The 13,486-nt window shown below is 36.3% G+C and carries 13 protein-coding genes; 9 read left to right on the top strand and 4 right to left on the bottom strand.

Features of this window, described 5'->3' with window-relative positions; translation table 11 throughout:
* The first annotated feature begins 2 nt into the window (after nucleotides 1–2).
* Together KO509_RS14345 and KO509_RS14340 are read left to right on the top strand one after the other, a co-directional pair.
* On the top strand, nucleotides 3–1,406 hold the full coding sequence (locus KO509_RS14345; protein ID WP_215973950.1) for a cache domain-containing protein: 1,404 nt from the start codon (nucleotides 3–5) through the stop codon (nucleotides 1,404–1,406).
* Nucleotides 1,396–2,049, top strand: coding sequence for a response regulator transcription factor (locus tag KO509_RS14340; protein ID WP_215973949.1), 654 nt, complete (start codon nucleotides 1,396–1,398; stop codon nucleotides 2,047–2,049). The genes KO509_RS14345 and KO509_RS14340 overlap by 11 nt, the downstream gene beginning before the upstream one ends.
* Nucleotides 2,050–2,141: 92 nt before the next feature.
* Here the strand turns inward: KO509_RS14340 and sfsA are convergent, their stop codons facing one another.
* Together sfsA and KO509_RS14330 are read right to left on the bottom strand one after the other, a co-directional pair.
* Nucleotides 2,142–2,873, bottom strand: a complete 732-nt coding sequence (gene sfsA / locus KO509_RS14335; RefSeq protein ID WP_215973948.1) for a DNA/RNA nuclease SfsA — start codon at nucleotides 2,871–2,873, stop codon at nucleotides 2,142–2,144.
* Nucleotides 2,874–2,952: 79 nt separating this feature from the next.
* Nucleotides 2,953–3,348: a hypothetical protein gene (locus KO509_RS14330; RefSeq protein WP_215973947.1), complete on the bottom strand. Its 396-nt coding sequence runs from the start codon at nucleotides 3,346–3,348 to the stop codon at nucleotides 2,953–2,955.
* 346 nt (nucleotides 3,349–3,694) lie between these two features.
* On the opposite strand from KO509_RS14330, the gene KO509_RS14325 reads away from it, so the two are divergent.
* The 6 genes from KO509_RS14325 to hemN all read left to right on the top strand — a co-directional run bounded on the left by KO509_RS14325 (nucleotide 3,695) and on the right by hemN (nucleotide 9,189).
* A complete protein-coding gene (locus KO509_RS14325; RefSeq protein WP_215973946.1) occupies nucleotides 3,695–4,441 on the top strand; it encodes a glutathione peroxidase in 747 nt (248 codons plus the stop codon).
* Between the two features lie 388 nt (nucleotides 4,442–4,829).
* Nucleotides 4,830–5,690 carry a formyltetrahydrofolate deformylase gene (purU, locus tag KO509_RS14320; RefSeq protein WP_215973945.1) on the top strand — a complete coding sequence of 287 codons (861 nt, stop codon included), beginning with the start codon at nucleotides 4,830–4,832 and terminating at the stop codon, nucleotides 5,688–5,690.
* A gap of 205 nt (nucleotides 5,691–5,895) precedes the next feature.
* A complete protein-coding gene (locus tag KO509_RS14315; RefSeq protein ID WP_215974026.1) occupies nucleotides 5,896–6,420 on the top strand; it encodes a VOC family protein in 525 nt (174 codons plus the stop codon).
* A gap of 127 nt (nucleotides 6,421–6,547) precedes the next feature.
* Complete coding sequence (gene yihI / locus KO509_RS14310) at nucleotides 6,548–7,135, top strand: Der GTPase-activating protein YihI (RefSeq protein WP_215973944.1); 588 nt, start codon at nucleotides 6,548–6,550, stop codon at nucleotides 7,133–7,135.
* Between the two features lie 23 nt (nucleotides 7,136–7,158).
* Nucleotides 7,159–7,662 (top strand): DUF2489 domain-containing protein, encoded by a 504-nt coding sequence (locus tag KO509_RS14305; RefSeq protein WP_215973943.1) that lies wholly within the window; start codon nucleotides 7,159–7,161, stop codon nucleotides 7,660–7,662.
* A gap of 156 nt (nucleotides 7,663–7,818) precedes the next feature.
* On the top strand, nucleotides 7,819–9,189 hold the full coding sequence (gene hemN / locus KO509_RS14300) for an oxygen-independent coproporphyrinogen III oxidase (RefSeq protein WP_215973942.1): 1,371 nt from the start codon (nucleotides 7,819–7,821) through the stop codon (nucleotides 9,187–9,189).
* A gap of 142 nt (nucleotides 9,190–9,331) precedes the next feature.
* Here hemN and KO509_RS14295 read toward each other — a convergent pair whose 3' ends face one another.
* Both KO509_RS14295 and KO509_RS14290 read right to left on the bottom strand, forming a co-directional pair.
* Nucleotides 9,332–11,092, bottom strand: coding sequence for a gamma-glutamyltransferase family protein (locus tag KO509_RS14295; RefSeq protein ID WP_215973941.1), 1,761 nt, complete (start codon nucleotides 11,090–11,092; stop codon nucleotides 9,332–9,334).
* Nucleotides 11,093–11,531: 439 nt separating this feature from the next.
* Complete coding sequence (locus KO509_RS14290; RefSeq protein ID WP_215973940.1) at nucleotides 11,532–12,062, bottom strand: DUF1285 domain-containing protein; 531 nt, start codon at nucleotides 12,060–12,062, stop codon at nucleotides 11,532–11,534.
* A gap of 218 nt (nucleotides 12,063–12,280) precedes the next feature.
* On the opposite strand from KO509_RS14290, the gene KO509_RS14285 reads away from it, so the two are divergent.
* Nucleotides 12,281–13,408 (top strand): phosphoserine transaminase, encoded by a 1,128-nt coding sequence (locus KO509_RS14285; RefSeq protein WP_215973939.1) that lies wholly within the window; start codon nucleotides 12,281–12,283, stop codon nucleotides 13,406–13,408.
* Nucleotides 13,409–13,486 lie beyond the last annotated feature (78 nt).

Below are 13,486 nucleotides of genomic sequence, written 5' to 3'. Positions count from 1 at the left end.
TCATGACACTACCACTACGACTTTTATATATTGCTATTTTTCAGGTGATTTTGACCTCAATCATTACTTATTATTTGGTTTCTAATGAGTATCGAGAGCTTTCGGTGAAAACAGTAAAAGAGCTTGAAATCTTTTTAATAAAACAAAAAGAGCAAGAGCTAAAAAATTACACTTCTATTGCGCTTACTTCTGTAGAGCATATGTACCCTATAGACAAAAATAATGACGATAAAGTAAAAGGCGTAGTGGCGGATATTGTTGAAAATATGCTCTATAACGGAGACGATGGATACTTCTTTATTTATGATACCAATGGCAATAGTGTCGTTCATCCCAAACAGCCTAATCGAGTTGGTCAAAGCTGGTGGGATTTAAGAGATGACAACGGTGAAATGATCATTCAAGTATTAATAAAAAATGCGCAAAAAGGTGGCGACTTTTATCGCTACAACTGGTCAAAACCATCGGAAGGTCAACCTTCAGAAAAAATGGGTTATTCAACCATGATAGAGCGTTGGGATTGGATGATAGGAACAGGCGTTTATTTAGATGACGTATATAAACAACTCAATGAAACTAAAAATGAAATTAGCCGACATATCAACAGAACCAAAAAAATTATTTTAGTGGTCGCACTATCCTCTATCTTCTTTATTTTTCTTTTTGGTATTGCGGTCAACCTTAGTCATAAGAAAAGGGCTGAAGAAAAAATAAATGAATTAGGCCAAAGAGTTATTGATGTTCAAGAAGAAGAAAATCGTCATATATCGAGAGAGTTACACGACGGTATTATTCAAATATTGGTTTCCATAAAATATTCTTTAGAAGCAACTCGGTTGACGCTACTTAAAAATAAACAAGAAAAACCAGAGCCGCTTACGCATGCGGAAAAAAATCTCGCTTTCGCTATTCAAGAAGTACGCAGAATTTCTCATCATATGCACCCGCAAGTACTTGACGAATTAGGCTTATCTGTTGCCATCGAGTCTATCGCGCAAGATTTTTCTAAACGGACTGGTGTAGCGATTCAAGTATTCAAACCTACATTAAGAAAATTATTACCTGACTTTATCAACACCACCCTTTTCAGAGTGGTGCAAGAAACCTTAACGAATATTCAAAAACACGCAGAGGCCAAAAGTGTTATTATAAGTTTATCAATACAGGATGACTGGCTAATATTAACAATAAAAGATGACGGTAAAGGCTTTGATATTGAAAATAATAATACTTCCTATGAAGGCATTGGCTTAAGAAATTTAGCTGAGAGAGTTCAATATCATAAAGGTGAGTTTGACATAAAATCATCGAAAAAAGGTACACTTATTACCGTCAAAATACCAATGGCTAGTTTTGTAAATCATTTCAACGCAGCAACAATAAGAACGAAAGACGATGATAGATAATAATAATAAGTCAAAAATTTCTGTCATGCTTGTTGATGATCACCCTATGGTACAAGGTGGTTTAACGGCATGTTTAGCATTTTATGATGATATTGAAATTGTGGGGGCAACAGATGACGGAGCTGAGGCTTTAAGTAAAGCAAAAGAGTTAAAGCCTGATGTTATTATCATGGACGTAAGTATGCCGAAAATGAACGGAATCGATGCGACTGAGATCATATCAGAGCAACTTCCAGAGACGCGTGTACTTATTTTTAGTATGCATGATAGACCAGAATTTGTTCGAAGTGCTATTGATGCTGGCGCTAGTGGTTATGTGCTCAAAGATACCTCGTCTGAAGAAGTTTACTTTGCGATCAAAGCGGTAGCTAAAGGTAATACTCATTTTAGTAGCTCTATCTCAAAAATGTTAATTGAAAATCCAATGCAAGCTGATAATGAAAGGTTAACCACACGTGAGCAAGTTATTCTTTCACATGTGGCGAGTGGCTTATCAAGCAAAGAAGTCGCCCGTAAGCTAGATATTAGCTTTAGAACCGTTGATGCGCATCGTCGAAATATAAAAACGAAATTAAAAGTCGAAACGCTAGCAGAATTAGTACGATACGCCGTTAACCATGGCTTGATTGAAAAAAACAAATAGCCCTAAAGTTTATTGATCTTATATTGTTAAGTGTTCTGTAAAAGGGCTATTTACAAACTTAACAGTATTTTATTGCTCATAAAAATACGTAATTATTCGAATGCTTGATTATAAAAAAGTTGTTCAGATAATGATATGTTTTCAGAGTCTATTTTTGCTTTATAGATCAATACTTCAACTCCTGATTCAATCGCTTCTTGTAGTAAGTCAGCATATTTTTGGTCAATATGTGCGGCAACTTTAAAACTTGTGATGCCTGTGTGTAATACGGTAAATAATAATACGGCTCGATGACCACTTTTTACAATACTCATTAGCTCTCTTAAATGTTTTTGTCCTCGAGCTGTAACGGCATCGGGAAAGTAGCCTTGATCGCCATCAAGTAGAGTAACACTTTTTACTTCAATATAGGTTTTCGCTTTTATAGTGCCAGTAATATTAGCGTTATTAGGATTACTTAATAAAATATCTATACGACTATTTTCTTCCCCGTATTTCACTTCTCTTTCTAACTTTGTAAAGCCTTGTAATTCTGTAATCGTACCATTGAGAATTGCTTCTTCTGCTAGTTCATTTGCTCGAATCGTATTCACACAGATAAAGTGATTTTTTTTAGTTTGTGTTAGCTCCCAACTGTGGGGATATTTACGTTTAGGATTAGTAGATGTGCTATACCAAACCGTATCTTCAGGTTCAGCACAACCAGTCATCGCACCAGTATTGGCAACATGCATTGTAATAGGTGAGTTATCTGCTAATGTCACATCAGCAAGGAAACGCTTGTAGCGCTGAATTAAGGTAGCAGGTTGTAAGGATAATTGCATAGGTAAACGTTATCTAATAAATGGAATCAACTTAGTATAAAGCTTACGATAAAAAGTGCTGTTAACAAAGGTGAAGTCTTTAGTTTATAAAACTATTTAGCCAATTTCGAGCAGGCTTTATATCACTAAAAAAATTAAATTGAATAGAACAGCTTTGATATACGCGTTGTAATTGCATTTGTAAAATATCAGCATGTGCACTATTAATAATAACAGCAGCAATTGCAATCATGCCGTTATCAACACGATATTCTGTTGTTTCAACCAATTTTTGTTCTGCTTCTGGGGTAAAAAGGCTGTTATCTTGAAAAGAAATTAAAGAAGCCCAAGGCTCATCACTCATTTTTTCGGTAATAATTTTTATATCTTGGTGATACTGTTCAGAAACAGTGTCATTAAAAGCGCCTTGTATATCAATAAGTAAAATATTACTTTGCCGCTCAATAGTATAAACTCCGTCTTCCGGTAATTGCATTATAGTGTCTACTTTACGCTAATATTATTGTGCACTATTGATAGCAACTTTATCGCTATTTGCCAAGTAAGCATATTTTATTGCTATTGCAAGTTAATAGAGAATTTAGCTTGTTCCTCTTGAATATTTTTTCTGTTACATATCAAATGATATTCTCTGGTCGATCAGCCTTGTAAATATACAGAGTGTTATTACAATAGTTATTAGTATAATTATCGTGTATTTGTTTTTTAGATTAAGAGTATCTATTTAAATCACTTTAATTATTATGCTTTTTACTAAATAATAGCTTCATTAAATGCCAACATGTAAATTTAAATAAATTAGTATCAAATAAGGAATACAAATGTCTGCTCAAAATGCAAATTTCGAAAATAAAGAAGGTCAAAAAGTTCCTTCAGTAACATTTCCAATGTTCGTTAATGGCAGTTGGAGTGAACGCGATACCCAAGAAATTTTTGCTGGAAAAACCGTTGTTGTTTTTTCATTACCTGGCGCTTTTACACCAACTTGTTCGTCAACGCATTTACCGCGTTACAATGAGCTAGCAAGTAAATTTGCGCAAAATGGCGTAGATGAAATTATTTGTGTATCAGTCAATGATACCTTTGTGATGAACGCTTGGGCTGCAGATCAAGATGCTGAAAATGTTAGTTTTATCCCCGATGGCAATGGTGACTTTACTGATGGTATGGGTCTACTTGTTGCTAAAAATGCTATTGGTTTCGGTAATCGTAGCTGGCGCTATTCTATGCTAGTTAAAGACGGTGTTATTGAAAAAATGTTTATTGAACCTGATTTACCAGGCGACCCGTTTGAAGTTTCTGATGCTGACACTATGCTTGCTTACATTAACCCTGAAGCAGTTCAAACAACGAAAGTTAGTTTGTTTACAAAACCAGGTTGTCCACACTGTGCTAGAGCTAAAACATTATTAGCTAAACAAGGTTTAGCTTTTGATGAATTAACCTTAGGCGATGAAATTAGTATTTCAGCTATGCGAGCAATCACTAATGCTGACACTGTGCCACAAGTTTTCATTGACGGAAAACATATTGGCGGTGCAGATGATTTAGAGAAGTATTTCTCTTAAGCATTCATTGTTTGCAATACTAAGCTCTATAGTTTGAGCAATAAGCGTTAAATAACTCCTAGCTTGTTATTTCTGTTTATTCAGTCAACTAAAGGCATCATATCTTTTAACTTGTTTAAAAGTGTGGTGCCTTTTTTTGATGTATTTTTGTTATAATATTAATTATTGTTAGTTAGCAAGTATATTCAATCTAGTTTAAAGTTTTGACGTAAAACTCCTTGGGCAAGAGAGAGAATTGCGCAGCTTTATATTTTGAAAAGACATCATTTATCTAGTGAAGGAGCACAAGAATAAAAGATATAGCCAAAAAGACTATGAAAATACTGGAATAATTCATCAAAATAGCCAATTATATCGCTTCTTTTTATTTCAGTAGCAAAATATCATCATGACCACACCTAATCATTATATTCTTACTTGGCAATGTCCGGATAATACAGGCGTTTTAGCAAAAGTTTCACAAAGTTTATTTGAGCATGGCGCTTTTATTACTGAAACTTCGCAATATAGTGACCCTTATACAGAAACATTTTTTTCGCGTATCGCCTTCGATGATCGAAATTTAACGGTATCAGCAAATGAGTTTATAGAAGCTGTAGATGAGTTAGCTAAACCACTTAATATGGAATATAAGCTTCGTAATAAAAACGATGTACCTAACGTCGTTATTGCTGTTTCAAAGGATGATCACTGTTTAGTATCATTATTAACTAAATGGAAATCAGGTGTTTTACCCATTAATATTGTTGCCGTCATTTCTAATCACCAAGATTGCCAGCCACTTGCTAAATGGCATGGTGTTCCTTTCCATTATTTACCAATTACGAAAGAGACAAAAGTAGAGCAAGAAGCCGAAATACTCTCGTTAATGAATAAATGTGATGCGGATTTACTGGTACTTGCACGTTACATGCAAATTTTATCTGATGATTTATGTCGAGAATTAGCGGGTCGTGCTATTAATATTCATCATTCTTTTTTACCAAGCTTTAAAGGGGCTCGCCCATATCATCAAGCACATAAGCGTGGTGTAAAAGTTATTGGTGCAACAGCGCATTATGTAACAGCTAATTTAGACGAAGGACCTATTATTGCGCAAGAAGTGAAACCAATTAATCATACTTTCACTATCGAACAGATGGTTCATATGGGCCATGATTTAGAAGCAACAGCCTTAAGTCATGCGGTAAGGATCCATGCTGAGCAACGCGTCTGTTTGAATGGTGATAAAACAGTAATACTTGCCTAGCTCTAAAACTTAGCTATGGAATTTAGCTATTCGAGTCTAGATATTCAAATCGAACATAACTTAGCGTTGTAATAATTTCTATACAATCAAGCGTAGTGAATTGCTGACGTTTCATAAGTACTTAAATAGGGCTAAAATTAGCGAACTTAACTAAGGTGTGATTAAAATTAGATCATACTTTAGCTAAGTTTAAGAAGCCCTAATGATGATAAATATTGAAAAAATTCACCACGTCGCTTATCGTTGTAAAGATGCCAAAGAAACAACCGATTGGTATAAAGATAAGTTGAACATGGATTTAGTGTTAGCAATTGCTGAAGATGAAGTTCCTTCGACTAAAGCGCCTGATCCCTACATGCATATCTTTTTAGATGCTGGCAATGAAAACGTGCTCGCTTTTTTTGAAATTCCCAACTCGCCTGATATGGGACGAGATGAAAATACACCGGCTTGGGTACAACATTTAGCCTTACGTATTGAAAGTGTTGAAGCACTCATTTCAGCAAAAAAAACATTGGAAAGTAAAGGTGTCGATGTTTTAGGGCCAGTCAATCATGGGGTGTTTAAGTCAATTTATTTTTTTGATCCTAACGGGCATCGTTTAGAGTTAGCTGCTAACACAGGTACGCCAGAGCAATATAAAGAATTGAATCGTGTGGGTTATGATATGGTTGAAGAGTGGTCGAAAACCAAAAAAGCACCACGACATGCCGCTTGGTTGCATGAATAAAAGCAGTTAGAAAAGCACATTATTCAAAACCATTCATACGGTTATCCAAAACTAGAAACTATCCATTACTTTTTAACGGTTAATGGCGTAAAATAGCGCAATTAATCGTTAAAAAAGTATCATATTCATGTCTCGTACAAAAAAATCTAGAAAACCAGGTGGCGCGCCAACAGCGAAAGCCAAATTAAGTAAAGTTGAATTATCTAATATTGAAAAAAGAGTGCGTAAAAAAACAGGTAAAAAGCCGGGTAACCGCCAACAAGAAGCACAGCTAGATAATAATTTAGAGCAAAAGGCTAATCTGAATAAAGATCCTCGTATTGGCAGTAAAAAAGCTATCGATTTAGGCGCTCCTGTAAAGCCAGCTAAAAATGAGCTAGTTAAAGCTAAAGTAAAAACCAGTAAACCGAAACAAGATCCTATTGCCGCATTACGTTCTGTAAATGATGATACTGATGTGGAGCTTAGTTTAGCGCAAGAATTAGCTAATATTGAAGAAGATGAGCAGTTACAAGTTATTTTGGCTAAACAAGAAGATGGTATCGATTTAACGCACGAAGAAGTTAACTACTTTAACAACATGATGGAACGTCATGAAGAAATAAGCGCTGAATTAGATGATGAAGAAGACGAAATCATCAACACGAGCATTAGCTCTGAAGAAGATTTATGGGATAAGTTAGACAATTCCACTTTACCTGATTCAACTAAATAACATAATAGCTAAGGTTAATGAATATGAATCCATACTGGTTTATTGCCGTTGTTGTTGCGGTAATTATCGTTTTAAGCTTAGCATTTTATGCAGGTAAATTGTTGAAACAATTGAGTGTACAAAAACGCGCCCAACAGCAAAATGAACTACTGCGTCAGCAAGCCTTAGCTAAGCATGATGATAAAATACTTGCTAGTGTGCAAATCATTGTACGTGCTATGCAAGAAGAGCAGTGTGATTTTAGTGAGGGATGTTGGCGTTTGTCAGTATTACTTGATTCTTTAAAATTGAGCAGTGAATTATCCCAACAATTTCCTGCGATATTTCAACAATATGAAGAAATAAAGCATCTTTCAATTCTTGGTGATAGAAAAAAACTCGATAAAAAACAGCGGATGAAAGAAGATTATCAACGTATGACTAGTGAAGCAAAATTACATGATGATATTGTGACAGATCTTGGCTTATTGAAACAGTATGTCACAGAAAGAATCAGTGCCTTAAAGGCTTCAAATTCAGTTACGTAACTACAGACATTAATGTGGGTTATTTAACATAAGAAGCAAGTTTAAATAACTTACACATTTCGATCATTGCTTGTGTTGAATCAATAAACTCGAAATTAATCTAAGTATAATACGCGTTATTAATCGCTTTAGCTTAGATAAATTACGGGTAACATCATGCAAGCAAGTCAATTTTTCGATCATCAATTACTCAGTAAATATAACACCAGCGGCCCTAGATATACTTCATATCCTACTGCGTTAGAGTTTAATGATGAGTTCAAGCATGATGACTTTATTCAAGCGGTAAAAGATTCACCTAACCGTGAATTATCGCTATATGTGCACATTCCTTTTTGTCATACCCTTTGTTATTACTGTGGTTGCAATAAAGTAATTACTCGCCACCGTGATAAAGCTGATATATACCTTGATTATTTAGCGCAAGAAATTGCCCTACAAGCCCCATTATTTACTGAGTATAAAGTTAAACAGCTACACTGGGGTGGTGGTACACCAAGCTTTTTAACACATAAACAAATTACAACCTTAGTAGCGTTATTAAAAGAAAAATTCGAATTTTCTGATGACCTTGAAATGAGTATTGAGATTGATCCTCGCGAAATTCAGATGGATTTAGCCGAACACTTATTTTCATTAGGATTCAACCGGTTAAGCTTAGGTGTACAAGATTTAGATTTAAAAGTACAAAAAGCAATAAACCGTGTGCAGTCAACCGAGTTTATTGGTGAATTTATTGGTCATGCAAAAGCGGTAGGTTTTCAGTCTGTTAATGTCGATTTAATTTATGGTTTACCGCATCAAACCTTAGAAAACTTCAAAAATACTTTAGACAAAGTGCACGAGTGGAACGTTGATCGTATTTCATTGTTCAGCTATGCCCATTTACCAAGTCGCTTTGCTGCACAGCGTAAGTTACGTGATGAATGGCTGCCTGATGTAAAACTAAAATTTGCCTTAATGAAGTTATCAATAGAAACACTTTGTAGTTATGGCTACGATTTTATTGGTATGGATCATTTCGCTAAATCGAACGATGAGCTTTCTGTTGCTCAACGTGATGGTACTTTGCATCGTAATTTTCAAGGTTATACTACCAAAGGCGGTTGTGATTTACTGGGGCTTGGCGTGTCATCGATCAGCAATATTGGACGTTCGTTTGGTCAAAATACTAAAGACTTAAAAAGCTATTATAACGCGATTGAAAGCCAACAACATGCACTTGAGCGTGGCGTTAGTTTAACTGACGATGATATTTTACGTGGTGAAGTTATTCGAGAGTTAATGTGTAACCTTTATGTTAGCAAAGTAAAGATTAGTGAAAAATATAATATCAACTTTGATGACTATTTTGCTGAAGATTTACCGTTATTAACATCATTTATTGAAGACGGTTTAGTTGAAAATAATGTGAAAGAAATTAAAGTTGAGCAAAAAGCTCGATTACTTATCCGTAATATTTGTATGAGCTTTGATGCCTATATGAAAAAGCATATTAACCAACAACGTTTTTCTCGGGTTATTTAACTTAGCCAAGTATCATGTTTTAAAGTTAATACTTGTATAAAACTGAAAGAAAAAGCCTGATAAAGAATCAGGCTTTGCAATGAGAGTGCATATATATTCAGTTTCTAAGTTAGTTAATCGAAGTTAGTTAAGGAAAGCAGCTTTAAAGTGTTCCTATTACGCCTTCTCGTCGCTTGTCTGCTGCACCTTCGAGTGTGCCATCAGGCTTGCGCATAATCACACTTAATCCTGAATTTTCTCCTCGTGATGAATCAACATCAAAGCCCATGTCTTTCATTGCTGAAATTAATGACTCTGGAGCAGCATCTTTTTCTAAACGAACGGTTTTGCCTCGGGCAACCATATTGGGTAAGTCAACAGCAGCTTGTGGATCTAAACCCCATTCAAACACACCTACTAAGGTTTTAACGGTATAGGCGATAATGTTGTTACCACCTGGAGAGCCTGTTGCCATTAAGAATTCACCTTCTTTATCTAACACAATTGATGGCGACATTGACGAACGAGGTCGCTTGTTTGGCGCAACCGCATTTACAATGGCATTGCCGTCTTTATCATGATGTTGAAAAGAGAAGTCAGTAAGTTGATTGTTTAAAAACATACCGCCAACCATACGCGTAGTACCAAAAATGCTTTCAACCGTTGCTGTCATCGACACAACATCACCTTTTGTATCTACAATGACAAAATGAGTTGTACCATGTACATCTTGTGTAGCATCAATACCGGCCGTTGTTTGACTAGCTGAATCGTTGTATGCCCAAGGATTGCCTACCGCATATGTCAGGGGGGTGGCTTTATCTGAAATAAGTTGAGCGCGTTTCGCTAAATATTCTTTATTTAACATGCCCGTAATAGGCATATCGACAAAGTTAGGATCGGCAATAAATTGATCTCTGTCGGCATAGGCGAGTTGTTGTGCTTGCGCCATAACAGCCCAATTTTTTGGATCATCAGGACCTGCCGCACTTGGGCGTGGACCATTTTCTAAAATGCCCATAATCATGCCAACAGCTAACCAAGATGACGGCGGCGGCGCGCCACATATTTGAGCATCTCGATAATCTTGACACAATGCAGTGCGCTTAACAGCTTTATAGGCGGCAATATCTTCAGCAGTTAAAGAACCCGCTCTAGGCTCTCGTTGAACCATAGCCGCTATTTTTTGAGCAATATCGCCATGGTAAAACTCCGTAGGGTCTTTAGAAATAATTGCTAGTGTTTTTGCGTACTCAGGATTTTTTAAGAGATAGCCAGTTGGGTGAGGAGCTCCCGCATCGTCATAAAAATATTCAAAAGCATCGGTAGGGCCTTCTTCAGGCGTACTTGGGATAAATTTGCCAAAACGCTCTAACATACCGTATAAACGTGGAGAAATTTCAAAGCCTTCAGTGGCTAGTTTACTTGCATAGCTAAATAAGCTGCCCCATTCTAATGTACCATGATCTTTATGAGCCATAGATAGCATAGCTACAACTCCTGGTGCACCGGTAGATAAACCACTGGTTTTCGCTTGAATAAATGGCATAGAATCACCATTTTCTAACATAAACATATCTGGTGTAGCGCCACTTGGTGCTGACTCACGGCCGTCATACACAGCTAATGTTTTTGTTTCATTGTCGTAATGCACCATAAATGCACCACCAGCTAAACCGGAGCTTTGAGGTTCAACAAGACTCAATACTGACTCAATAGCGATAGCTGCATCTACTGCCGAACCACCGCTTCTTAACACTTCTAGTCCAGCTGCTGTAGCATGAGGATTAGCTGTTACCACCATAGCTTGTGGCTTAGGTTGTTCTATTTTTTGCTCCGCTTTTTGTTCTGTTGGTATTTCAGCCGAACCGCACCCTAAAAGAGTGGTTGATAATACCGCTAACGCGAGCATGTGAAACTTCATAAGTTGTTCCTTATAGTTGAAACTTTACCATTAAGATCGGGTGTTTAAGACCTGATGGGCGAATAGTACATAAAAAAGGAGCAAGCCACGTTAAAAAAGTTAAAACGCACAAAAAGCCCTAAAATAATATATACCATTACTTTATTATCATATATATGTCTCTACTTACAATGAACTTATGTTAATAACGCATAATTTATCGTTTAATATCAATTACCTTATGTTAATAATCTCTAGAGATAGAATGTCAGCCTTAAATGGGGGGGACTTAGATAATGGTTGTTGTCCTTAAAGTAGGAAAACTATCCAACTAGCGTATGACTTAAAATAGAATAAAATATTAATTTAAGTCATATTAATTTAAGTTATATTATTTAAGTTATTCACGGTATCCTAAGCTGACGTCAGCTTAACTTAAGTCGCAATTTTAGTCGCAATTTTAAATTTTTCCCAAACTAAATTGATACCCAGCACTGTTAAAGATTAATTCAGTGTCTTTGCCTGTGTTAACTTCTTTGGCTAAGTCTACCCATTGGTAATAAACATTTCTATGTACCTTGGCCAACAATTCACGTCGAACAGTGACATAGAGTTCACCATTATCATTGCTTGTTATTGGATGGTTATCATCCAGTATAAATTCATTACCAACATTATTAGTTACTACCATGGTTGATTTGCTGTCATCTTGCCAGCGCCATTGCGTTAGTACAAAAGGAACATCTTCAACGGTAATTTTTATTTTTTCAACTGGCGTAACAAGGTAATAGTCGTTTTGCTCTTTTTTTAGCACAGAAGCTAATAATTTTACCAAGGCAGGACGTTTAAAAATGCTACCTGCATAAAACCAATCACCATTAGCTTTTATTTGTAGATCCATTTCACCACAATAATCAGGATTCCATAACTCAACAGGTGGAATTTTATCTCCCTGTGCTTTTATTTGTGCGGTAATTTTATCTAGTGACATAAGGTTTTCCTGCGGTTAGCCTGATATTAATCTTAGCAGTAATTTTGATAAATTGATAAAGGTGTAAGGTGATTTATCTGTTGTGTAAAATCATATCAATTCTATTGAATACTTATGCAAATTGAGGCACTATTTACCCACTTAAACAGAGCTCGCTGTGGTGCAGTTTATTTATATAAGCTACGTAGCGATAATGATCAATTGATCAAGGAACATTAATGAAACCGAACACTAAGCCGAACATTAAACCGGCCAACCCTAACTTTTCTTCAGGCCCATGTGCAAAACGTCCAGGTTATGATCTTGCTGCACTTAATACTGATAGTTTAGGTCGTTCACATCGTAGTACTATCGGTAAAGCACGTTTACAAAAAGCGATTACTGAAACCTTACGTTTATTAAACTTACCAGAAGGTTATAAAGTGGGTATTGTCCCAGGCTCAGATACAGGAGCTATGGAAATGGCCATGTGGTCATTGCTAGGTCAGCGGCCAGTAGATGTTTTTGCATGGGAGTCATTTGGCTCGGGTTGGGGCACAGATATCGCTAAACAGCTGAAATTAGACGATACTCGTATCTTTACTGGTGAATATGGCGATTTACCTGATTTTTCGCAAGCCAATCCTGACCACGATATTATTTTTACTTGGAACGGAACAACGTCAGGCGTGAAAGTTGAAAATGCCGATTGGATCAGTGAGCAACGCACGGGATTAACCATTTGCGATGCCACTAGTGCTGTATTTGCTATGGATCTTGATTGGAACAAAATAGACGTGGCAACCTTTAGCTGGCAAAAAGTGCTCGGTGGTGAGGGGGCTCATGGCATGTTAATTTTAAGTCCTCGAGCGGTAGCAAGATTAGAGTCGTATACACCAGCTTGGCCAATCCCTAAGATCTTTGCTTTAACCAAAAATAATAAATTAATTGATGGCATTTTTAAAGGCGCCACCATTAATACACCGTCCATGTTATGCGTTGAAGATTACCTTGATGCATTAAATTGGGTTGATGAAATTGGCGGTTTGTCTGCGGCGGTTGCAAAAAGTGAAGCTAACCTAAAAGTACTATCGGATTTTGTGGCGCAGAATGACTGGATAAACTTCTTAGCTAAAAGACCTGAAATTTGTTCAAATACCAGTGTATGTTTTGAATTAAAAGCGAATGCTGAGCAAGTGAAAAAAATTATTAACTTACTCGAGCATGAAGGTGTTGCTTTTGATATAGGTGCTTACCGTGATGCCCCTGCAGGTTTACGTATTTGGGCTGGTGCAACCGTTGAAAAATCTGATTTAGTTGCCTTACTACCTTGGTTAACGTGGGCGTATCAACAAGCAACAGCATAATATTATACCTGTATTTATCGTAATAAAAGCGCGAATAGGCCCTTATTTTTAGCAAGTAAGATTAATCGAAGAAAAATA

Source organism: Colwellia sp. C2M11 (genome assembly GCF_018860915.1).
Classification (GTDB): domain Bacteria; phylum Pseudomonadota; class Gammaproteobacteria; order Enterobacterales; family Alteromonadaceae; genus Colwellia.
This window is presented reverse-complemented; position numbering and strand designations above follow the sequence as displayed.

Excerpts from the sequence above, each read along its gene's own strand:
- KO509_RS14345 (WP_215973950.1), top strand. The coding sequence starts at position 3 with ATGACACTACCACTACGACTTTTATATATTGCTATTTTTCAGGTGATT.
- purU (WP_215973945.1), top strand. The coding sequence starts at position 4,830 with ATGACCACACCTAATCATTATATTCTTACTTGGCAATGTCCGGATAAT.
- KO509_RS14285 (WP_215973939.1), top strand. The coding sequence starts at position 12,281 with ATGAAACCGAACACTAAGCCGAACATTAAACCGGCCAACCCTAACTTT.
- KO509_RS14315 (WP_215974026.1), top strand. The coding sequence starts at position 5,896 with ATGATAAATATTGAAAAAATTCACCACGTCGCTTATCGTTGTAAAGAT.
- KO509_RS14305 (WP_215973943.1), top strand. The coding sequence starts at position 7,159 with ATGAATCCATACTGGTTTATTGCCGTTGTTGTTGCGGTAATTATCGTT.
- KO509_RS14325 (WP_215973946.1), top strand. The coding sequence starts at position 3,695 with ATGTCTGCTCAAAATGCAAATTTCGAAAATAAAGAAGGTCAAAAAGTT.
- yihI (WP_215973944.1), top strand. The coding sequence starts at position 6,548 with ATGTCTCGTACAAAAAAATCTAGAAAACCAGGTGGCGCGCCAACAGCG.
- sfsA (WP_215973948.1), bottom strand. The coding sequence starts at position 2,873 with ATGCAATTATCCTTACAACCTGCTACCTTAATTCAGCGCTACAAGCGT.
- KO509_RS14295 (WP_215973941.1), bottom strand. The coding sequence starts at position 11,092 with ATGAAGTTTCACATGCTCGCGTTAGCGGTATTATCAACCACTCTTTTA.
- KO509_RS14340 (WP_215973949.1), top strand. The coding sequence starts at position 1,396 with ATGATAGATAATAATAATAAGTCAAAAATTTCTGTCATGCTTGTTGAT.
- hemN (WP_215973942.1), top strand. The coding sequence starts at position 7,819 with ATGCAAGCAAGTCAATTTTTCGATCATCAATTACTCAGTAAATATAAC.
- KO509_RS14330 (WP_215973947.1), bottom strand. The coding sequence starts at position 3,348 with ATGCAATTACCGGAAGACGGAGTTTATACTATTGAGCGGCAAAGTAAT.
- KO509_RS14290 (WP_215973940.1), bottom strand. The coding sequence starts at position 12,062 with ATGTCACTAGATAAAATTACCGCACAAATAAAAGCACAGGGAGATAAA.